Origin of the sequence: Pseudomonas sp. NPDC087342 (assembly GCF_044744265.1) — a bacterium.
GTDB classification, from domain to species: domain Bacteria; phylum Pseudomonadota; class Gammaproteobacteria; order Pseudomonadales; family Pseudomonadaceae; genus Aquipseudomonas; species Aquipseudomonas nunensis.
The window spans coordinates 73349-93623 of the sequence record NZ_JBIUXZ010000004.1; the positions used below are offsets into that span (position 1 = coordinate 73349).

Here is a 20275-nt window from a genome sequence, read left to right on the forward strand (position 1 = left end):
AATGACGGGGCCCCTGAGGCATACCGTGTGACACGGGGTCGGAAACCCGCGGGATCTTGTTAGCGGTAGGCCCCCCACCTTACTGAAATTTCAGCCATTGAAATCGACAGAATTTGGTAGAAAAAAGGCCATCGTTACCGCATTGGTAACGATGGCCTTTTGTGTCGCTCATTCCGCACATCTTGGGGCGTCAACCGAGTCAACCTGTCAACCAACGTAGAAAAATCAGACACTATCAAGATCACGCGGGTTTTATGCCCCGTGTCTTTCAGATCTGCTCAGGGGCCCCGGCGCCTTTTCGAGACCTTGGGCATTTGCACTGGTGAACGGTGTGTTCACCCGGTTCGCCTGTTCACTAAGCTGGGCACCCTTTCGCTAACGAAGTCCCGCGGGTTTCCGACCCCGTATGCAGGCAAATACCTCAGGGGCCCCTATAGTTTTTGCGCCCTGATAGCGGCCTGCATTGCGACGGCGTCTTCCAATCGCTGGCGGTGGTATTCCCTCGGGGAGTAGGGGCTTCAGATTAGGCATGTTACAGGTGATACGGATGTTACAAACGCCATCAAGTATTTGAATTTATTGATTTTTTATATCCGTAACACAGTTTTTCCTGCTGCTCGGCCGAGTGTTACGGGCTCTAGTCGTGTTACAAAACATAATTTGTTAGCTGACTCAGCAATAAATGCCCATCAATTCATTCGATAGGGGTCGTAAGGTCTATTTGCTGAAGGGTTTTGATTGCCGGAATCGATTGACGAGGAAAATCCTGCCTCAAACGTCGGGCAAGAGCGCCGACGGCGTCGTTCCTATTGAGTGCGTGGTGGATGAGTAAAGATGCCACCTGGCGCGCTTCTGCCTTCGCTCCACGCTCACGATTGTTTTCGACTCCTCGTAACGCGTTCTGCCAGCCGCGTTCTGCCTTGTCAATATCGATTCGGTCCAACACCGGTGTCAGGCCAGCGGGTCCTACTTGGGCGATTAAACACAGCAATAGAAGGCCATCGTTATAAAAAGTGGGGCTGGGCTGCGATAGGGCTGTTGCGAGTCCATCATAATTTGGCTCTAGTAATGCCCCCACCAATGTTGGCTCCGTTTGTATCAGCTGAGCTATCACCAATGTCCCCATATTCCAATCGACATGGCCCCAAGGGGAGAGCGCGATAAGTTTGCCTGCCGATAAATGACGAGCGGCGCTGGATGGAGCGATTGCAGCTAGATGTGGGGACATGGTGACAATGTTTGACTCGTTCCGCTGAACCATCGCTTCTATCGCAGGACGAGCTTCCCGTACGGAGTACGCGATGCCCAAAAGCATGCGTGCTTCTCCTATGTCATATGCCCAATTTGCACCAATATTTTGGTCGATAAGTTGCCAATCTAAGGCGAGCACGGTTTGTTCGAATCGCTTCGGCGCGGCCTCTTTCATAAAGCTGAGCAATCCTGCAGCGGACTGAAAGTGTCGCTCGGTACTGCGTGATAACTTGGCTGCTAGTTCATCCGGCTGCCAGCAGGCGCAAATTTTTCTCCCAACCTGTCGCATTCGCCCAGTTGGTGCAAGTTTGCCGACATATATGCCTAGGGGATCGTAGAGCCTTAACGAATTCCACACGATGTCATTAATCTCATGAAATTCTTGTTGAGGATTAGCGCGAAGTCGATCCGATATAGCGGGAATCAGCGATTCGATCAGTGTAAAACCAAATTCTGGAGCAAAAAAACAAAAGTGCTCACAAAGATCGGCTGCTACAGCTAAATAAGCATTTTTAGGCCAAGTAGAGACTTTACGCTGGCATGCATCCCGGTCAATCCCTTCGAGATAATGGATTTTCCATTTGTGATTGTTTCCAGCACGTATCATAGAAATTAGATTGGCTATTTCGCCAGTATGCAATGGATTTGCTTTATTTATCGATAGAGCCATACCACGTGGATTAACAAGGTTGACGATTTCCTCACCTAATTTTGGATGAGTGTTCCAAATATCATTAATCACCCAGCCAATCGCATAGCAGGTGTCTTCGGGGGCTGCCTCGATCCAACTTGCCAAAATCTCTATATGGCCAGGAATATCAAACTCTTCCTCCGTTAAATAGCCGTGCAAGCTATTAAGCACCCAACAGGCATTACGTATTTCAATCGGTGTGAATGCGTTCCAGCAACGCTTGAGAATGGGCAGAAGCCACTCTGTTTGAACGAGCTTTGTCCACTGACGGAATTGGCCAGCGTTCGCCAACTCTCTAAGTAACACGCTGATTCCGCCCATCGGAGTTCTTTCGTCAAGAAGTACTCTTTCAAGAATGTTCGCTATGATTTTACGTCCTTCGTCCGACTGGCCGTCGAGAATACGCTGGAGGAGAACGCTTGCGAGACGCTGATGTGGGCAACGGAGGTCATTGTAAGCAAGCAACACACGCTGGGAGACTAACCATTTAATTGCAGCGTCGGTATCGTCGTTGGAGTTCTCGTCGCCGACCAATGTTGTCAACATATCGTGTGAGCAACGGGTATCACGAGAAGCTAGCTGGTGAATAGCTGCTGCTGCAAGGATTAGATCCGCTCCTGCTGCACGAGCCGAACTTGCCATTGAACTAGCACGCCTCCAGCCTCCACCCAAAATGAAGCAGAACTGCCAAGGGAAAAGTGACTGTTCCGCAGCATGCTCGAGACGTTGGTTTAGCGGCTCTTGTCCCGGACGATCACCCACTCGATCATCGGCCCGGCGTACAGCTGCAAGTGTCGCTTTTGGATCAGACTTAAGTCCTTCCGCGATTACTCGTACAGCGCGTTTGGTGTCAAGTTGAATAGCACCAGGATATCCTCCTTTATCTTCGGAGACGGTGTGCGCGCTGAGTATCCACTGTGATTCCGTTGCTCGCTCCTCAAGATCGCGTAATAGTGCCGGGCGGGTTAAATGGGCGTCGTCAATTAAATATAACGTTGGTAATGGATTATTATCAAAAGGAGTTGCTCTATCCGTCGGGTCAGCCAGTCGCAGAACCCGCCATCCGCGCCCTCGTAATTTGCAGGCAGTTTGAAGGATGCAGATCGACTTTCCCGCTCCCGGCACACCGGCGAGTCGAGCAGAACCAGCCCGTTCAAGATCTGCGATTAGAATCTCAACCTCTGGTAACTCTGGGCAAGCGACAACATCCGCAGGGCCGAGTGAACGGCCCATCAAAGCCGGACCTAGATCTCGTGCGGTTTCAAATTGAACCTCGGACCAATTGGAGGCACTCGCGGCAGGTACTATTTCTCCAGGGAGTAAACCGGTGACATTCCGTCGAAACTGATCGAGCTCGTCAACGCCAAGCATTGCACGCAACATGGCGATGATTTGTAATAAATGACCTGCATGCTCTGGGTAAAACTCTTCAATTACATTTGGGTGACTGGAAAATAACGCTTGGATTGTCTCCCAGCCGATCGCATTGACTGGAAATCGCCCTTCTTTGTGGCGTCGCTCAGAAGCGATTCGTGCGTATTCTTGAAGGGGGCCATCGTTGGCCGCAGTGGTAGCAAACGTCCAGTGTGAAAGCGGAGGCTTGAAGTTTTCTGCCTTGGCAAGTTCTGATTCAAATTCCTCAATCGATGCCTTCGATCCATATGACCCGTTTTTACCTTTGCACTGCACGCCAAAGACTTCACCAGGCTTGGTGCTTGGTGTCCCGAAGACATCAACCCCTTGCTGCTTCTGACCAGTTCGTCCATTTTTTTGGGTTAGAGGATCTTCCCAGACAGCGGCAAACAGCGCGCGTGTCAGGTCTTCGAACTTTTCCCATGATTTCGGCGGGGCTATCTGCTTGTCGATGAAATCCATCAGTGCCGCCACTTCCATTCTGCTCGTCTTACGTCGAACACTACCTCCTTTGATGAGCTCGTACAATCTTCGCTCAAACGGTGGGTGTGCTACGATCTGGGGACTCAGCTGGCGGTGCATTCCCTGCTAAAGGGGACAGGAACGCCAACTATAATTAATGTTATGGAAGTTATATGTCACTACTCAAAACCAGTCTCGATGCTATTCAGCAAAAAGCAAAAGAGCGAACAGTTAAAACTCAAACAATTGAATACGATTTAGAGACGCTGGTAAAAAAAATAAAAAAAGGGATAATAAAATTAAACCCAGACTATCAGCGAAATCATCGATGGTCGGATGAGTACTCTTCGCGTTTAATTGAAAGCTTGGTTTTGAATATTCCAATTCCGATAATATATATATCTCAAGACGTCGATGTTGATGATGAGGTTGAAGAAGAAGCGGCAAGATATTCTGTGATTGATGGCCAGCAGCGCCTTACTGCAATTTATAATTATTTTGAAGGTAAATACAGTCTCAAGAGTCTCGAGGTGCTTTCTGAACTAAATGGTGCCTCTTATAAGGATTTGCCTCCGTTTTTAACAAGGCGTTTAGAGGAGCGTACAATTCGTTGCCTTCGCATCGATTCAACAGTAGATACTCAGGTCAAGTTCGACATATTTGAGCGTTTGAACAGTGGTTCAGTAAAGTTGGAAGCTCAAGAATTACGCAACGCTACCTGCAGGGGGCCGTTTAAAGATTTGATTAAAGAACTGGCCAAAAACGAACATTTTGTAAAGGCCGCGAATTTAACAGAAAAATCTAAGCGTTTGGAAAAGATGGAAGATGAAGAGCTTGTATTGCGATATTTTGCTATTACTTATCAAGAAGGGTATAAAAACTATAAAGGGCAGTTCAAGCGGTTCTTGACACTAAAGATGGGGGAGTTTAATAAGTTAGCGCCTGCAGAATTGAAAAAAATGAAGGCGAATTTTATTTCGTCGATGAAAAATATCAATGAGCACTTTGGGGGGAAGCCCTTTGCAAAGTACAGACTGCAAGTGGGGCAGGCAATTCCACAAGAAATGTCATCCTTTAACTCGGCGGTTTTTGATGCCGTTAGCTATTATTTTTCTAATGCTAAAGATATAAAACCTGGCGCGCACAAGAAGTTCGTAAAGTTGTTCTCTGATGCCAATTTTTTTGATTCGGTGGCAGGGAGTGTGAATGATGTTTCAAAAATACACTTCCGAATTCAAAAGACGTTGAGCGCGCTGTCGTAATGTCGACATTTTTACAGGACTTCACTCTAAGTCTCGACTCAAAATGGGCCGAGATTGATACGTTAATAAGCCGCGCAAAAGAGCTGAAAGACGAAGATGCTGCGTTCTATAATGCAATTTGCAGGTCTACTACAGTTCTGATTGTGGCGCACTTGGAGGGATTTACGAAGGACTTGATCAAGAACGTAGTTGCAGACCTTAATAGAAGTGATAGTTTTGTGGGTCTTCCCAAGGCAGTTAAGAGGACGTATTGCGTTAAGTATATAGGATCCCAGTTGGAGGGGGATTCAAAGTCTTATAATAAAAAAATAGAGAATCTTATTGGGAAGTTTGATGATTTAAATAGCAAGATTTCGCACGAGCCATTTTTTTATTCAAGAAATAAGAATCCGTCATCTTCCGCTCTGATAACGGCTTTCGAAAATTTTGGCATCGTTAAAGTATTTGACTATTTGCATGAGTCCGAATTAGATGTCATATTTTCCTCGTCAGTTCCTGAGGCTCGGGAGAAGTCCTCTCTGCTGAAAAGTCTCGTCGTAAATGGGTCTGAAGATTATCCTTACAAGATAGTTGACTTGGGGTTGGGGATAGTAAAAAAGAAAGCATCAAAAAAAACATTGTGGGAGGAGTTTGTTGATCAAATAAACGCAAAAAGGCATTTGGTAGCGCATGGCAATGAATTTGATAATAACGATGATGTATCTGAGCTTGAAAGGCGTAGGGTCATTGTGGAGCTTCTCCAGTATGCCTTGATTGCAATAATGATTGAGAACTTGAATGTGTAGCTTTCGTGATGATTGGAATATCGCTAATTAAATGTGAGCTAGATGTGCTTGGTTGGGTAGTCAAATTCTGGTGAGTTTGTTGTTCGGTCTAGTTGGTTAGTGTTTTTGTGGGGGTGCTCATTTTGGACTTTCCAATGTCGCATTTAATCGTTACTAAGCGATAGCGCTAATTGGGAGTTGTCTCCGTCCACTTCAAAAAGCTTTGTGACTTGCTTTCGACTAAAAAGGTAGTAAAAAGAGCCCGTCAGGGCCCTTTTTCAGGTGAAGCTGTCTTACTTCTTCAGCCATCCCTCGACAACGTCGGTGCCGTGCTCTGCTTTCCACTCTTTCAAAGCTTTGTGATTTCCACCTTTGGTTTCGATGACTTCACCGGTATTCGGGTTTTTGTAGACCTTGAGTTCGCGTGGTTTGCGTGTTCTGGCGGCCGGAGCCGCAGATTGGCGTCGGGCCGAGGTCTGAGGGTCGAGCAGGTTAATGATGTGCCTTAGGCTGAAACCATACTGATCGAGCAGCTTGCGCAGCTTGGTTTCGAACTCGATTTCTTTCTTCAGTCCATCATCACCTTTCAATGCTTCCAGTGCTTGAAGCTGCTCGGCGAGATGTTTCTCCAGCTGGCGATATTCTGCGAGTTTGGACATTTTAATTCCCTTGTTCTGTGGGGCTTGCGTGACTATTAAGATAGTAATGCTGGTTGCAAGTTCAGCATTTTTACCGGCGATTCAGTTGGCTATCAATGTGTGCTATTTCCGCTTTAATCGCGTTGATGGTCGGTGTTTGCATTTGACTGGTTTTTCCCGCTCCCGAGCTTAAGATTTTCAGCAGGTCGTTCAGATAAGCCTTCCGTGTTTTGAGGGTGTCAGACCTGCTCGCGCTGTTCTGTAGTGGCTTGTTCATTTCGTTCATCCTTGCGTTGTTCCTGATTGCTCTGATCTTCAAGCTGTTGCAGTGCTGGCAGACTGTTGAGCTGGATTAAGTCCCGCGCGGTGTATTGGCGCGAGCGGTCGGAAAGTTCATGCCACGTCCAATTCCCGAAGTTTTCGCCTTCCTCTGGAACGGCCAGCTTCATAAGTCCCACCTGATCAAGCCCCAGCAGCCTGTAATTTGCCCACAGCTTTCCACCCACCTCGAATAAAGCTTTTGCGGCCTCGTTCCATTGCTCCTCCAGTACCGTCTGCGAGAGCCAGAGGGCGGTGCGTTCTATCCCCTTATGCTTTTCCTGTGCTTCGGCGATGTATTTATCTACCGTGACCAGCTCCTGCTCCAGAGCGGCCATGATCAGAGTCTGCCGACGATTATGCTCGGCGGCCGCCGTGAGGTTCTTCGCGGCCTTTTGCGCATCGGCGTTGGCGGTCTTCTCGCCTTCGGTGTCGCCCCACGCGACCGCCTGCGCATACGCAGTGGCAGCTTCCGTTTCGGCTTGGCGAGCGCTGGCCATGTCCTGTGCTGCCTGTTGTTGGATCTGTTCCAGGCGGGTACTGAGGCTTTGGCGCTTTTCGTTTAGCTCCTGCTCATCGGCAGTCCAGTTATCCATCGCCTCGATGTAACCCGCCATCAGGGAATCGCAGTTGGCGAGGTTCTCACGGCGACTGATCTTCCGATTTAGAAGGTCGGCATTGTTGTTGCGCGAATCGAAATTCCTTTTCAGCTCGTTGTACTTGTCCCGTAGTTCGCGTTTCCGATCAGGTTCGATGGGTTCTTCACCTTCCAGCACGGCCTCAAGGGGTAGCAGTTCGGCGTGCAGTCGTTCTGCCTCGCTGCGCAGTTGGTCGCGGCGGTCTTTCAGATCTTGAATATCGTTCATCTGGTTAGTCTCTGTTCAATTCGATTGTGGGTTGGTTGAGTGGCTGGCGAGGCCGGGAATAAGCCGGCGTTACCTCGATCAGCAGAGATGCCCTCAGGCAGCCCGAGCCTCGCTCTCATCCGTTCCCGGAATCGTCCTCACGATGTAACAGCGTTGCGGGCCAAGGCCCGGCAACCGCACCAGACTCGACGCCTTACCATCGCCTCCCGGCTCCAGCACGCCGCGTTGAAGCAGTTCCTTGTTCACCGCATTGATGTTCATGCCCCGGAAGATCTCCGAGCGCCATGCCTCGGGCAGCACGTAATAGGTGTTCGTGGTGTGTAGGGCGTCGCCCAGGCCGTGCTCCAGCGTCTTGCGAAAGCCGAGGCGGTCGATGGTGCGCGGGCCGTGTTCGTCGATCTTCGCCGCCGCCGATTCCCAGCGGGTGAAGCGACTTTCGCCAAAGCGCTCGATGACCTGGCGCAGCCTCGCCAAAATCGCATCGCCCTCGAAGTTACCCGCGCCGCCACGCTCGTTCATCCATGCGTTGAGGCACACGCGAGCAGCGATGGTGGCTGTTCCATCAGGCCAGCCGGTGATACCCATCGCGGTGGCCAGCTCACCCGCTGCGGCCGCAAGACCAAAGCGAGCGGCCGCACGGTGTGCTTGTCCGCTGGCCGAGGCCGGCAGCGACTGGGCGATAAACCCTTCCAGTGTGCGGCGCAGGATGGCGGACCAACCGTGGCGTTTGGCGGGTTCACACAGCGCCGTCAGGAAGGCGGTGAGCGGTGTGCCGTAATACTTCGCCACCCGTGCCTTGAGCGCGTCAGCCAGTGCCGCCGCATCCTCGAAGCCGTTGAGCGCGTCGAACATGCCGAGGCCTTTGCTCGCATCGGCCGGGACCGCGAGCATGCGTACTTCCATGCCCGCTTTCAGTTCCTTGTTGGCTTCGGCCATGTGCTGAGCCAGCGTCTTCTCTCCGGTGGAGAGAAACAGCAGACGCCACTCCTGTACCTGTCGGCCTGCTTGGCCTCGGTCATTGGCGCGAGCCTTGCCGGTGCCGTTGCCGAGCATGTACACCGTCTCGCCGATGATGCGTGGATCGCACATGCCGATTTCATCGAGCACCAGAAGGCCGTCGGAATGCGCGGCGGCGATGGATTCGAGCGCGTTATCCGTGGAGCGCCACGAGCGCACCAGACGCGGCCCGCCGTAGATCGAGGCAGCCACTTGCAGGTGCGTTGTCTTGCCGCCTGAACTGTCGCCGTAGAGGTGAAAGCCGCCCGACTCATGGCCGAGCATGTGCAGCAGTGGGCCAGCAAAGGCCACGCCGACGACAAACGCCAGACGATGGTTGCCGACGCACAGTGCGCCGATCTGCTCCTGCCATTGCTCAAGTGTGCCCGCTTCGCTGATCGGCGGAAGCTGAGAACCGGCTTCGTAGAAGTGCAGGTGTTCGCTGTGTGCGCCGACCTGTTGCTCGGGCAGCAGAAAGGCGCTGTCGTGCCAGCCCAGGCGGGTGACCAATCGTGCCCGCTGCGCGCTGTCGAAGCCGCCGAGGTAACTCTGCAGGTCGTTGCGTGCGTTGCGTCCTGAGCGGCTGCCCGCGAGGCGCAGTCCCATATCCACCAACGGGCCAAGCACATCCTTGCCGAAGTCGCCGGTCATGGTGCGCGCCGGGATGTTCCAGCGTTTTTTGGCGCCGTCGGGATCGTCGAACTCCACCAGCAGGCCCCAGTTTTGGCCTTTGTCGTCGCGGGTACGAGCCAGGATTTCCAGAGGTGAACACACTGGGCGCGCTTCGCCGTCTTCGCCGGAATAAAACACACCTTCGGACGTGAGGCGAAAGCCGCCGGGCATCAGATCATTTTTCGATTTAGTGGGTCGCTTCGCTGTTGCTTTCGCCTTCGGTTCCGGCTTGATTTCAGCTTGCGCAGGAACCGGTTTTTCCATGGCCAACCCGAACAGTTCACCGCTGCTTTCCAGCTCGGCGAAGTGCGTCGCTGCCCAGCCTTTGGCGAGCGCATCAGCGGCATCGTCGCCGTCGTCCCATTGACCACCTTTGGCGAAGGCGGCGCGTTCATTCTTCAGCGTGGGCTTGCGTTTGAACACGTCCAACGCGATGACTCGAACCGAGGCGGCGCCGATCTCATGCAGCTTATCGGCGACGGTTTCCATGCAGGCTTTACCGCTGACATCGTTGTCCGGCCACAACAGCACGTCACGACCCTTGAGCGGCTTCAGGTCGGCCTTGTGCCAGGAGTTGGAACCGTTCGGCCAGCAGGTGGCCACGTAGCCCGGCAGCAATTCGGCGGCCGCGTCGGCAGCTTTCTCGCCCTCGCACAGGGCAACCGGTGCGTCAGCGCGTTGGGCCAGTTCATCCAGACGCAGCAGAGGTCGTGGGTCGGGCAGCCCCTGCCAACGCCATTGCGTGGTCTGGCCATCGGCGCGCTGGCACCACGTCAGTGGCGCAAAGACCTTCTTCGGCTTGCCTTCTTCATCGGGGCCGAGGTCGAAGCGGTAGAGCGCCATGAGTGGCTGGCCCTGTGCATCACGATAGATCCACACCTTGGACGGCGCGCCGTGTTGCCGGTGCTTGGCCGGGCACTTGTTCATGGCCTCGGCCGGGATCGGCTGAATGGCACTCCACTCAGGTGCTTTTGTCTTGGCGGGCGCTGGCTTCGCCTGGGCGGCGCCGGGCGAAACGTTGAGCAGATCTGCCAGTTTGTTACAGGCCTCGACGTCGGTGCCGCCGTCCAGATAGCGCACCAGATCGATCAGGTCGCCGCCTTTGTCGCCAGTGGCGAAGTCGGACCACGTGCCCTTGCTCAGACTGATCTTGAGCGAACCGGCGCGTTTATCGCTTCGGGTCGGATTCGGGGCGGTGTATTCCTTGCCGCCGTCCACGCGCTTACCGTTGGGCAGCCAGTGCGTCAGAACCCGATTAATGTCTTTCAGTGCAGCGGCTTTCACGTCGGCGAAGCTGGGACGTTTCGCGGAATTACTTGGGCGTTGGCTCATGCGTCAGCCCTCGGCAAAAACAGCGCGTCGTTGATGTCGTCGATCAGGGCTTTGGCCATCTCGCCCAGGTACAGAGCTGGCCAACTGAAGCGCTCGCCGCTGTCGCTCATGGCGGCGTCGAAGTTGAGCTGGTTGGCGTGATGCTGCAGCAGGGAAACCATCTCCAGTGCGTCTTCGACCGGTACTCCGGCATTGACCCGGAATAATTTCAAATCGGTGGCATTCACGCGAGTAAATGTGGCGCGACCCAGCGTTGTGGAAGTGGTCATAGCGCACCGCCTTTCTGCGCCGCAGGAATCGAGGTGGTGTCACCGTGCAAGGCGAGGGTTTTGATCAGGCCGAGAGTGCCGCGTACGTCCCAAAGGACGGCTGCGATCACATGATTGGCGAGGCGCGAGGTTTCACTTTCGAAGTGATCTTCAAGCAGCATCAGCACCGATTCGGCACGATCAATGGCACAGGTGATAGCGTCGATCGGCACGCCGGCTTCTACGGCTGGATTAACGCACAGCAAATCTTCGGGGAGTGAAAAGCTCAGGGCGTTGTTCATTGGGCACCGCCTGCGGTTTCGAGTGCGCGGGCTTTGGCCATGTGGTCGTTGTAGCGGGCAAGACGTGTAGCGAGGCTGGAGTTGGCGTGTAAAGCGGCGAGAGCCATTGCCCGATGGGCTGCGGCGCGAAATTTGGACGGATTGAGAGCAGGCATAGGTGACACTCCAAGTTTGAAGATGGAGCTGCCACTGATCGTCGCCAAACGATTTAAGGTGGCAACTGTGCGCAGGTTGGCGAACCGGGAACTTGGAACCCGGCAGACCCGAAGGTCTCCCACGCACAGCTGCCATAACACGAAACGGCGGGCACAAAAAAAGCGCCTGCTGTCGGTTTGGGCGCCTGTGCGCCAAGTAACTCGGGTCGCCAAACCCGGTCGCTGAATTTGCAGCGACGACCAGAGAGTAACGTCCGATTTTTGAAAGTGCAACTGTGTTGATGACTTGCGGAATTTTCAGGTGCGGCATAAATTGTTCGTGCATGTAGATTTACCTCAACGCCTCCGGATCGCTCCCGGAGGCGTTTTCGTTTCAGGCATGGGCTTCCCAGCGCAGGGACAGGAGGGGCAGGAAGCCACCGTTGAGCATGGATCGTGCGTCTTCGTAGGCTTGAGTTTGCTGGCCTTCATCGACGATCACGGTTCCGGTCTTTTCGCAGTGGAGGGAGAGGGCGCACCAGGTGCCGTCGGCCCAGCTGAGTACGCTAACGACACGGCCCTGCTTGTCCTGCTGGCTGCGATAGCGCTCAAGGCGCTGCATGAGGAGGGGCGAAAAGCCAATTCGGCGCAGCACTGAAAACGGGTGCATCAGAGTGTTGTCGGCGATCTTTCGGCTCATGCTGCCTCCTGCGCGGAGGCAAACAGCGGCGGCGGTGTCTCGCCTTTGAGCCAAGCCAAGATCTTGCTGTCTTCGGCGCAACGTCGGCGGTATTCGACGGCCATCACATCGCGATGCTGTGCGAGGCACTCATCCACGTACTCGGCCAGATCCGAGGTCAAGCGCATGCTTTGGTGAAGGCGCTCGGTGGCGGTCTTTTCCACGGCGAGATCCTCATCCGTGATGCGTTGCCAGACTGCCGGATCGTTCGCATACCCAGCCGATTGATCCACCAGCCAGTAGGTGACCCAGTCGGTCAGGCCGCGCGTTTTCAGCGAGGCGAGGCGGCTTTCGCTCATGGCGAAATGGCCGGCGCCATGGACGCTCGAAAACTCTCTGCGCACCGCGTTTTTACGGATCAGTTCGGGCAGTTCCCAAGGATTGGCTTTGAGTGGGAGAACGAGGCCGTCAGGGTTGAAAAAGAACGCTTCCTGCTCCTCGCCGTTCCAGCTGACGCCCGCGATGGTGCGATGACGCCAGTTGATTGCACCGGGTTGATAGAGACGGAATCCAATGCTGTAGGAGTCGAGAAACGACCCCTTGAACGTGCTGTGGTTGCGCTTCATGCGACCACCTGATCACGGGCAGCGATACGCGCTCGTGTCCATGCCTGTACCTCTCCCAATACCCATGCAACCGGAGCACTTCGGGCGTTGCTGGTACTCAACTTAACTGGCAGCGGGAATCCGCTCTCAGATTGGCGCATAAGCTTGTAGATGGTCGGGCGTGCGAGCCCTACGATTGAGATGACCTCCGGCATACGAATGAGCGTCGTAGCGGGGTCGTGCGAGGCGATGGTTTTTAATTGGGTAGTCATAGCGATCCAAACCTGTGTGAATAGAGACAACAGGCCATACGCTACGGAGGGGAGAGGGAACGGACTGTGTCTGTTCCCTTTTTTATTTCAGGGGTCTAAGGCCTAGGGCGGTCAAATGCTCTCGAATGGTTTTTTTTGTGCCATGTATTGTTTGACTGAAAAGGAGGTTGGTTAGCTCCGCATCGCTGAGGCTTCGCTTCTCAATCTTGCGTCCAACAATAATCGTTTCTGCGGCAGCCATGATCTTTGACCGTCGATCCATGGTTTCCGTTTGTATTTTTGAGCTGGGGTCCAAGTTGCCTTTACCTGCTTCTTGGCCACGCTTCGTTGCTTTCGCTGAGAAAGCTTCGTCGAGTATTTGGTGCATTAGACTTGATGTGTTGAAGCCATTTTTGGATACATCAATATGCTCCAATTGTTGATAAATATTTGCCATCAACAGCGTCTGGTTAGCCTCTCCCATAAAAACAGCGAATTGCTCTCGTGCTTTAATTTCAACTCCGCTACGTCGGTATCGTTCTTTTTCGATAAGGGCGAGGTACTGGCGCGGAGAATCATTTCTCAGTTGCTCTATCAGATCGGCATCGATGTCGTAGGTCGCAAGCTCAAGCTCGAATAGCCAATTCGCGAGGACCTCCAATGCTTGGGTACCGAGCACTAGGGTGTAGGCTGCGACCAGTTGCGAATCCGTCGCTTGATGATTGAAGCCTGGGAGGTGTCGAATTACATTCGGCAATGAGCCAGCTTCCGTTGCACTGGCTTGTTCATTGATGACGTCACGGAGTCTAAACAAGGCTCCTGTCGCGGACTCGGCACACAGTGCGTAGGAGCCATCTTCAAGCCAGAATGACGTGGCAGCATTGATAAGATCGAACGCTTCTCGGAAATAGGCGTTGAATTGGGGATACAGCGCTAACTCAAGTACTGCTGTTTCGACATCGTCCATGTCCCTAATTAGGCACTCAACGTCGACCCCTGCAATTTCCAGCTCTGCCGTTTCAGTGCCCAGTTCAATATCCATTCTAGCTCCCCCGTGGCCCCGAAAATGGTGTGTTATCGCAGCGACGCACGTCATATGGAGCCGCCGCCAGCGGGGCTGAAAGGGGCAGATCCCTGTTACACGACTTAACGATGTTACACATAGAAAGGGTTTGCGTTGAGCTGTGTGTAACTTGAGAATAATGCATTAAAATCAAAGGTTTAAGGTTTGTTGTTACACCTGTAACACGCGTTACACTGGTTTTGCAGTGGGTGCTAGGATGGGAAGTCATATTGCTTTTCCAAACTGGCCTTGCGTTACATTGCCATCTGCAAGTCCATCAAGATGATCGGCATACCACTGCATCATCGTTATGCGCTGCTCAAAGTATTGAGCTTTGTTGTAGACCCCTGAAATACCTTCTTCTTTGTGAGCTAGCTGCGCTTCAACATGCTCCTTCGGCCAGCCATGTTCTCGAAGCAACGTGCTCGCGGTGTGTCGAGTACCGTGCCCAACGAGGCGACCTTTGTAGCCGATGGTCGCGAAGACTTTGTTTATTGTGTTTTCGCTGATGGTTGGGTTCTTGGCTCCTACGCCGGGGAAAAGCCAGCGACTCCGTCCTGTTAGGCAATGCAGATCCTTCAGGGCGGTAACAGCTTGGCGGGGAAGGGGGCACACAAAATCCCGACGCATCTTCATCTTGGCAGCAGGCGTCGTCCAAATGGCTTTCTCAAGGTCGAACTCTTTCCATTCTGCCAAACGGACCATGCCCGGGCGCGATGCTGTCCATAGACAAAGCCACGCAGCTGTGCGGGCTGTCAGTCTGCTCGGAGTGTTTTTGAGTGCGTGAAGGAATTCAGCCAGCTCGGGTTCCAGTAAGTGTGGATGTTGCTGAGTCTTAGGGGCCTGAGCTGCAATGTCACGAAGGCGACTGCCCGGATCGTTTTCGGTAAGTCCTAAGCCGATAGCGCGGCCGAAGATCTGGTTGACCCAGGTGCGGCACTTTTCCGCCACGTTGTGTGCGTTTCGGGCTTCGAGGGATGCCTGAAGATCCGCGCAGTCGGTACGGGTGATTTCGTCGAGGGGCTTGTCTCCCAATGCTGGGAGTATGTCTTTATCGAGGTAGGTGCGGATTTTGTTAAGGGTGGAAGCAGCGAGGCCCTTTTCTTCTTTGGCCTTCAGCCAAGCTTCAGCAGCCGCTCGAAAGGTCCGAGTCTTGGCAGCGTTAATGGCTGCTTTGGCAGATCGCTTCTGTTCGAGAGGGTCGGCACCGCTGCTGACGACTTTGCGTAGGTCGGCCGCCTTGTCCCGTGCCAATGCACCGCTTATTTCCGGATAACCCCCGAGCCCCATCCAAGCCCAATTGCCTGCCGGGCGTTTGTAGCGCAATTGCCAGGACTTGCCGCCATCAGGTTTGACCCTGAAGTAGAGGCCGTTTCCGTCCAGCTCTCGGTATTCCTTTGATTCCGGCTCCAGCCCTGCAAGTGTCGTGTCTGCGAGAGGGCGGCGCTTGATGTCTGCGCGCTTCATCCTTGTATCCCAAAGTTCGGTACTTTTCTCAGGATACAAGCAGGGATACAGGGATACAACGGATAAGGGGAGATAGAGGTAGATAGCCAGGCACAAAAAAACCGGCCAGGTGGCCGGTTTCTCTGGGTCTGAAAGCCTGGTAGAGACTTTCAGATACTGCTATATGGTGCCCCGAGGGAGACTCGAACTCCCACTCCTTTCGAAAACGGATTTTGAATCCGCCGCGTCTACCAATTCCGCCATCAGGGCTCAATGGCGGCGAAGTATAGAGATGAGATTACCGTCGGTCAATCAGGTACATAGAGAATTTTCACTATTTCGGCTAGACTTCCGGCCCCTGCTAGACGAACCCCATCATGCGCGTTGCTGACTTTACTTTCGAACTCCCTGATTCGCTGATTGCTCGCCACCCTTTGGCCGAGCGTCGCAACAGTCGCCTGTTGACCCTGGATGGGGTCAGCGGCGCCCTGGCGCACCGTCAATTCACTGATTTGCTCGAGCATTTGCGCCCGGGCGATTTGATGGTGTTCAACAATACCCGGGTGATTCCGGCGCGGCTGTTTGGCCAGAAGGCTTCCGGTGGCAAGCTGGAAATTCTGGTGGAGCGGGTGCTCGACAGTCATCGCGTGCTGGCGCATGTGCGTTCCAGCAAGTCGCCCAAGCCCGGTTCGAAGATCCTGATCGACGGCGGCGGCGAGGCAGAAATGCTGGCGCGGCACGACACGTTGTTCGAGTTGGGCTTCACCGAAGAGGTGTTGCCGCTGCTGGATCGCGTCGGGCACATGCCGCTGCCTCCTTATATAGATCGCCCGGATGAAGGTTCGGACCGCGAGCGTTATCAGACCGTGTATGCCGAGCGCCTGGGCGCGGTGGCGGCGCCGACGGCCGGGCTGCATTTCGATCAGCCGCTGATGGAGGCAATTGCCGCCAAGGGCGTCGAGACCGCTTTCGTGACCTTGCACGTCGGTGCGGGCACGTTCCAGCCGGTGCGCGTCGAGAAGATCGAAGACCACCACATGCACACCGAATGGCTGGAAGTCGGCCAGGACGTGGTGGATGCGGTGGCCGCGTGCCGTGCGCGCGGCGGTCGGGTGGTGGCGGTGGGGACCACCAGCGTGCGTTCCCTGGAAAGCGCCGCCCGCGATGGCGTGCTCAAGCCGTTCAGTGGCGACACGGACATCTTTATCTACCCGGGCCGGCCGTTCCATGTGGTCGATGCCCTGGTCACCAATTTCCATTTGCCCGAATCCACGCTGTTGATGCTGGTTTCGGCGTTCGCCGGTTATCCCGAAGCCATGGCTGCCTACAAAGCAGCGGTGGAGCATGGTTACCGCTTTTTCAGCTACGGTGATGCGATGTTTATCACCCGTAATCCTGCGCCGACTGCCCCTAAAGAATCGGGCCCTGAGGAAACTGTATGAGTCGTATGTCGTTTGAACTGCTGGCCACTGACGGCAAGGCGCGTCGCGGTCGTTTGACCTTCCCGCGCGGCACCGTCGAGACCCCGGCCTTCATGCCGGTGGGCACGTACGGTACGGTCAAGGGCATGTTGCCGCGGGATATCACCGCCACCGGCGCGGAAATCATTCTGGGCAACACCTTCCACTTGTGGCTGCGTCCTGGCACCGAAGTGATCAAGAAGCACGGCGACCTGCACGATTTCATGCAGTGGAAAGGCCCGATTCTTACAGACTCCGGCGGTTTTCAGGTGTTCAGCCTGGGCGCGATGCGCAAGATCAAGGAGGAGGGCGTGACCTTCGCCTCCCCGGTCGATGGCGCCAAAGTGTTCATGGGCCCGGAAGAGTCGATGCAGGTCCAGCGTGATCTGGGCTCCGACATCGTGATGATTTTCGACGAATGCACCCCGTACCCGGCCGACGAAGACGTCGCTCGCGTGTCCATGGAGCTGTCGTTGCGTTGGGCCCAGCGTTCGAAAAACGCCCATGGCGACAACACGGCGGCGCTGTTCGGCATCGTGCAGGGCGGCATGCACCAGGACCTGCGCATGCGCTCCCTGGAAGGCCTCGACAAGATCGGCTTCGATGGCCTGGCCATTGGCGGTCTGTCGGTGGGCGAGCCCAAGCACGAGATGATCAAGGTGCTGGATTATCTGCCAGGCCTGATGCCGGCTGACAAACCTCGTTACCTTATGGGCGTTGGCAAACCGGAAGATCTGGTTGAGGGTGTGCGCCGCGGTGTGGACATGTTCGATTGCGTGATGCCAACCCGTAATGCCCGCAATGGGCATCTGTTCATTGATACAGGCGTGCTGAAGATCCGTAACGCGTTCCATCGCCATGATGATTCGCCGCTGGATCCGACCTGCGATTGCTACACCTGCCAGAACTTCTCCCGTGCTTATCTGCACCATCTGGACAAGTGCGGCGAAATGCTGGGTAGCATGTTGAATACCATCCACAATTTGCGCCATTACCAGGTGCTTATGGCTGGTTTGCGCGAGGCTATTCAACAGGGTACATTGGCCGCCTTTGTCGATGCCTTCTACGCCAAACGCGGGCTACCTGTTCCGCCTTTGGACTGAGTTTTCTGACCCCAAGATTCAACATTTGCAACTGGAGTGCTAAATGAGCTTTTTTATCTCTAATGCCATGGCCGACGCTGCTGCACCGGCAGCTGCAGGCCCAATGGGTGGCGGTTTTGAGTGGATTTTCCTGGTCGGTTTCCTGGTCATCTTCTACCTGATGATCTGGCGTCCACAGGCCAAGCGCGCCAAAGAACAGAAGAACCTGCTCGGCAGCCTGCAAAAAGGCGACGAAGTTGTGACCACCGGTGGTATCGCCGGCAAGATCACTAAAGTGGCAGACGATTTCGTGGTTCTGGAAGTTTCCGACACCGTGGAAATGAAGTTCCAGAAAGGCGCCATCGCCGCCACGCTGCCAAAAGGCACGCTAAAAGCGATCTAAGTTTCAACTTCTACTCAATCGACGGGGCGCGCAAGGCGCCCCGCGTCATAAGCGGGCGGCGTGATGCTGAACAAATACCCTCTGTGGAAATACATTCTGATCCTGGCGGTGCTGGCGGTCGGTCTGATTTATTCCGCTCCCAATCTTTACCCTGATGACCCGGCCATTCAGGTCAGCGGTGCAAGTACTGCACTGTTGGTCAATCAGGCTGATCTGGATCGTGTGAGCACTGCGCTCAAGGAATCCGGGATCAACGTCAAGGCAGCCACGCTGTCGGCCAACGGCAAGGGCGGCCTGATTCGCCTGACCAAGGCTGAAGACCAATTGCCTGCCAAGGATGTTGTGCGCAAGGCATTGGGTGATGACTACGTCGTTGCACTGAACCTGGCACAAACCACCCCGCAATGGCTGCGCAGCCTCGGCGCGCACCCGATGAAGCTGGGTCTGGACTTGTCCGGTGGTGTGCACTTCCTGCTGGAAGTGGACATGGACAAAGCCCTCGACGCACGCCTGAAAGTCTACGAAGGCGACGTCAAGAGCCTGTTGCGTAAAGAGAAACTGCGCTATCGCAGCCTGCCGCAACTCAATGGCGCCATTCAGCTGGGCTTTACTGATGAAGCAACCCGCGAACAAGCCCGCGCGCTGGTCCGCAAGAACTTCAACGATTTCGACATTGTTCCGGCCGACCTGAATGGTCAACCGGTGCTGCGTCTGGCGATGACCCCGGCCAAGCTGGCGGAAATCCGTGAATACTCCATCAAGCAGAACTTGACCACGGTACGTAACCGCGTCAACGAACTGGGTGTTGCTGAGCCGATCGTCCAGCGTCAGGGTGCCAACCGCATCGTGGTTGAGCTGCCGGGCGTGCAGGACACCGCAGAAGCCAAGCGTATCCTCGGCAAGACGGCCAACCTCGAGTTCCGTCTGGCTGCAGAGCCAGGCGCTTCGAAAGCCACTTCCGAAAGCTTCGAGTTCCGTGAAGGCAAGCGTCCGCCGGCACAGATCGAGCGTGGCCTGATCATCACCGGTGACCAGGTCACTGACGCCAAGGCTGGCTTCGGCGAGCACGGCACGCCAGAAGTGAACATCCGTCTGGATGGTCACGGTGGCGAGCTGATGAGTCGTGCGACTCGCAGCAACGTCGGTCGCAGCATGGCGGTAATCTTCATCGAGCAGCGTCCTGTCACCACTTACACCAAGCAAGTGGTTGATGGCGTCGAAAAAGACGTAGCCGTTCAAACGTTTAAAGAAGAGAAGAAGATCATCAGCCTGGCGACCATCCAGTCGCCGCTGGGTGCTCAGTTCCGCATCACTGGCCTGAACGGTCAGGGCGAGTCGTCCGAACTGGCGCTGCTGCTGCGTGCCGGTGGTCTGGCTGCACCAATGTACTTCGCTGAAGAGCGCACCATTGGCCCGAGCCTGGGTGCCGACAACATCACCAAAGGTATCGATGCATCGCTGTGGGGCATGCTGTTTGTCTCGCTGTTCATCATCGCCATCTACCGCTTCTTCGGCATCATCGCCACTGTCGCTCTGGCCGTGAACATGGTGTTGCTGCTGGCCTTGATGTCGCTGCTGGGTGCAACGCTGACCCTGCCGGGTATCGCCGGTATCGTATTGACCATGGGTATGGCGGTCGACGCCAACGTTCTGATCTTCTCGCGGATTCGTGAAGAGATTGCGGCGGGCATGACCGTACAACGGGCAATCAACGAAGGCTTCGGCCGGGCATTCACCGCGATTCTCGACGCCAACCTGACAACATTGCTGGTCGGCGGGATTCTCTTTGCGATGGGCACCGGCCCGGTCAAAGGCTTCGCAGTGACCATGTCCCTCGGGATCTTTACCTCGATGTTCACGGCCATCATGGTGACCCGCGCGATGGTCAACCTGATCTTCGGCGGTCGGGACTTCAAGAAGTTGTGGATTTAAGGGGC

Annotated in this window: 17 protein-coding genes and 1 tRNA gene; 6 read left to right on the forward strand and 12 right to left on the reverse strand. The window is 54.7% G+C overall.

Annotated elements, in window-relative coordinates; all coding sequences use genetic code 11:
- Positions 1 to 694: 694 nt before the first annotated feature.
- Positions 695 to 3817, reverse strand: a complete 3123-nt coding sequence (locus tag ACIOYV_RS12775) for a hypothetical protein (RefSeq protein ID WP_401324120.1) — start codon at positions 3815 to 3817, stop codon at positions 695 to 697.
- 173 nt (positions 3818 to 3990) lie between these two features.
- Here ACIOYV_RS12775 and ACIOYV_RS12780 point away from each other — a divergent pair, with 173 nt between their 5' ends.
- Both ACIOYV_RS12780 and ACIOYV_RS12785 read left to right on the forward strand, forming a co-directional pair.
- The gene (locus ACIOYV_RS12780) at positions 3991 to 5079 is read left to right on the forward strand and encodes a DUF262 domain-containing protein (RefSeq protein WP_401324122.1); all 1089 of its coding nucleotides are present in this window, start codon (positions 3991 to 3993) and stop codon (positions 5077 to 5079) included.
- Positions 5079 to 5864, forward strand: coding sequence for a HEPN domain-containing protein (locus ACIOYV_RS12785; RefSeq protein WP_401324124.1), 786 nt, complete (start codon positions 5079 to 5081; stop codon positions 5862 to 5864). The genes ACIOYV_RS12780 and ACIOYV_RS12785 overlap by 1 nt, the downstream gene beginning before the upstream one ends.
- Before the next feature lie 272 nt (positions 5865 to 6136).
- On the opposite strand, the gene ACIOYV_RS12790 is transcribed toward ACIOYV_RS12785, so the two are convergent.
- The 11 genes from ACIOYV_RS12790 to ACIOYV_RS12840 form a co-directional block, all read right to left on the reverse strand.
- Positions 6137 to 6502 (reverse strand): histone-like nucleoid-structuring protein, MvaT/MvaU family, encoded by a 366-nt coding sequence (locus ACIOYV_RS12790; protein ID WP_401324126.1) that lies wholly within the window; start codon positions 6500 to 6502, stop codon positions 6137 to 6139.
- Between the two features lie 218 nt (positions 6503 to 6720).
- Entirely contained in the window at positions 6721 to 7665 is a 945-nt protein-coding gene (locus tag ACIOYV_RS12795) for a chromosome segregation protein SMC (protein ID WP_401324128.1), read from the reverse strand.
- A 93-nt stretch (positions 7666 to 7758) separates the two neighbouring features.
- A complete protein-coding gene (locus ACIOYV_RS12800; RefSeq protein WP_401324129.1) occupies positions 7759 to 10665 on the reverse strand; it encodes a DUF927 domain-containing protein in 2907 nt (968 codons plus the stop codon).
- The gene (locus tag ACIOYV_RS12805) at positions 10662 to 10934 is read right to left on the reverse strand and encodes a DUF3077 domain-containing protein (RefSeq protein WP_401324131.1); all 273 of its coding nucleotides are present in this window, start codon (positions 10932 to 10934) and stop codon (positions 10662 to 10664) included. The genes ACIOYV_RS12800 and ACIOYV_RS12805 overlap by 4 nt, the downstream gene beginning before the upstream one ends.
- Positions 10931 to 11215: a hypothetical protein gene (locus ACIOYV_RS12810; RefSeq protein ID WP_401324133.1), complete on the reverse strand. Its 285-nt coding sequence runs from the start codon at positions 11213 to 11215 to the stop codon at positions 10931 to 10933. The genes ACIOYV_RS12805 and ACIOYV_RS12810 overlap by 4 nt, the downstream gene beginning before the upstream one ends.
- 528 nt (positions 11216 to 11743) lie before the next feature.
- Positions 11744 to 12049 (reverse strand): hypothetical protein, encoded by a 306-nt coding sequence (locus ACIOYV_RS12815; RefSeq protein WP_401324135.1) that lies wholly within the window; start codon positions 12047 to 12049, stop codon positions 11744 to 11746.
- A complete protein-coding gene (locus tag ACIOYV_RS12820; RefSeq protein ID WP_401324137.1) occupies positions 12046 to 12654 on the reverse strand; it encodes a hypothetical protein in 609 nt (202 codons plus the stop codon). Before ACIOYV_RS12820 ends, ACIOYV_RS12815 begins: the two co-directional genes overlap by 4 nt.
- Entirely contained in the window at positions 12651 to 12905 is a 255-nt protein-coding gene (locus ACIOYV_RS12825) for a helix-turn-helix transcriptional regulator (RefSeq protein ID WP_401324139.1), read from the reverse strand. The genes ACIOYV_RS12820 and ACIOYV_RS12825 overlap by 4 nt, the downstream gene beginning before the upstream one ends.
- Before the next feature lie 82 nt (positions 12906 to 12987).
- Positions 12988 to 13926 carry a hypothetical protein gene (locus tag ACIOYV_RS12830; protein ID WP_401324140.1) on the reverse strand — a complete coding sequence of 313 codons (939 nt, stop codon included), beginning with the start codon at positions 13924 to 13926 and terminating at the stop codon, positions 12988 to 12990.
- 246 nt (positions 13927 to 14172) lie between these two features.
- Entirely contained in the window at positions 14173 to 15414 is a 1242-nt protein-coding gene (locus ACIOYV_RS12835; protein ID WP_401324142.1) for a tyrosine-type recombinase/integrase, read from the reverse strand.
- Between the two features lie 164 nt (positions 15415 to 15578).
- A tRNA-Leu gene (locus ACIOYV_RS12840) sits at positions 15579 to 15663 on the reverse strand.
- Between the two features lie 107 nt (positions 15664 to 15770).
- Here ACIOYV_RS12840 and queA point away from each other — a divergent pair.
- From queA to secD, 4 genes are all read left to right on the forward strand, one after another.
- Complete coding sequence (queA, locus tag ACIOYV_RS12845; protein ID WP_054045401.1) at positions 15771 to 16835, forward strand: tRNA preQ1(34) S-adenosylmethionine ribosyltransferase-isomerase QueA; 1065 nt, start codon at positions 15771 to 15773, stop codon at positions 16833 to 16835.
- A 5-nt stretch (positions 16836 to 16840) separates the two neighbouring features.
- Positions 16841 to 17956, forward strand: coding sequence for a tRNA guanosine(34) transglycosylase Tgt (gene tgt, locus ACIOYV_RS12850; protein WP_161807656.1), 1116 nt, complete (start codon positions 16841 to 16843; stop codon positions 17954 to 17956).
- 43 nt (positions 17957 to 17999) lie between these two features.
- On the forward strand, positions 18000 to 18338 hold the full coding sequence (gene yajC, locus ACIOYV_RS12855) for a preprotein translocase subunit YajC (RefSeq protein ID WP_003185175.1): 339 nt from the start codon (positions 18000 to 18002) through the stop codon (positions 18336 to 18338).
- 63 nt (positions 18339 to 18401) lie between these two features.
- Positions 18402 to 20270, forward strand: coding sequence for a protein translocase subunit SecD (gene secD / locus ACIOYV_RS12860; RefSeq protein ID WP_054045397.1), 1869 nt, complete (start codon positions 18402 to 18404; stop codon positions 20268 to 20270).
- The last annotated feature ends 5 nt before the right edge of the window (positions 20271 to 20275 follow it).

Coding starts and splice junctions, on each gene's coding strand:
- ACIOYV_RS12795 (WP_401324128.1), bottom strand. CDS start 7,665: ATGAACGATATTCAAGATCTGAAAGACCGCCGCGACCAACTGCGCAGC.
- ACIOYV_RS12835 (WP_401324142.1), bottom strand. CDS start 15,414: ATGAAGCGCGCAGACATCAAGCGCCGCCCTCTCGCAGACACGACACTT.
- queA (WP_054045401.1), top strand. CDS start 15,771: ATGCGCGTTGCTGACTTTACTTTCGAACTCCCTGATTCGCTGATTGCT.
- ACIOYV_RS12830 (WP_401324140.1), bottom strand. CDS start 13,926: ATGGATATTGAACTGGGCACTGAAACGGCAGAGCTGGAAATTGCAGGG.
- ACIOYV_RS12780 (WP_401324122.1), top strand. CDS start 3,991: ATGTCACTACTCAAAACCAGTCTCGATGCTATTCAGCAAAAAGCAAAA.
- ACIOYV_RS12775 (WP_401324120.1), bottom strand. CDS start 3,817: ATGGATTTCATCGACAAGCAGATAGCCCCGCCGAAATCATGGGAAAAG.
- secD (WP_054045397.1), top strand. CDS start 18,402: ATGCTGAACAAATACCCTCTGTGGAAATACATTCTGATCCTGGCGGTG.
- ACIOYV_RS12825 (WP_401324139.1), bottom strand. CDS start 12,905: ATGACTACCCAATTAAAAACCATCGCCTCGCACGACCCCGCTACGACG.
- yajC (WP_003185175.1), top strand. CDS start 18,000: ATGAGCTTTTTTATCTCTAATGCCATGGCCGACGCTGCTGCACCGGCA.
- tgt (WP_161807656.1), top strand. CDS start 16,841: ATGTCGTTTGAACTGCTGGCCACTGACGGCAAGGCGCGTCGCGGTCGT.
- ACIOYV_RS12790 (WP_401324126.1), bottom strand. CDS start 6,502: ATGTCCAAACTCGCAGAATATCGCCAGCTGGAGAAACATCTCGCCGAG.
- ACIOYV_RS12800 (WP_401324129.1), bottom strand. CDS start 10,665: ATGAGCCAACGCCCAAGTAATTCCGCGAAACGTCCCAGCTTCGCCGAC.
- ACIOYV_RS12810 (WP_401324133.1), bottom strand. CDS start 11,215: ATGAACAACGCCCTGAGCTTTTCACTCCCCGAAGATTTGCTGTGCGTT.
- ACIOYV_RS12820 (WP_401324137.1), bottom strand. CDS start 12,654: ATGAAGCGCAACCACAGCACGTTCAAGGGGTCGTTTCTCGACTCCTAC.
- ACIOYV_RS12785 (WP_401324124.1), top strand. CDS start 5,079: ATGTCGACATTTTTACAGGACTTCACTCTAAGTCTCGACTCAAAATGG.
- ACIOYV_RS12805 (WP_401324131.1), bottom strand. CDS start 10,934: ATGACCACTTCCACAACGCTGGGTCGCGCCACATTTACTCGCGTGAAT.
- ACIOYV_RS12815 (WP_401324135.1), bottom strand. CDS start 12,049: ATGAGCCGAAAGATCGCCGACAACACTCTGATGCACCCGTTTTCAGTG.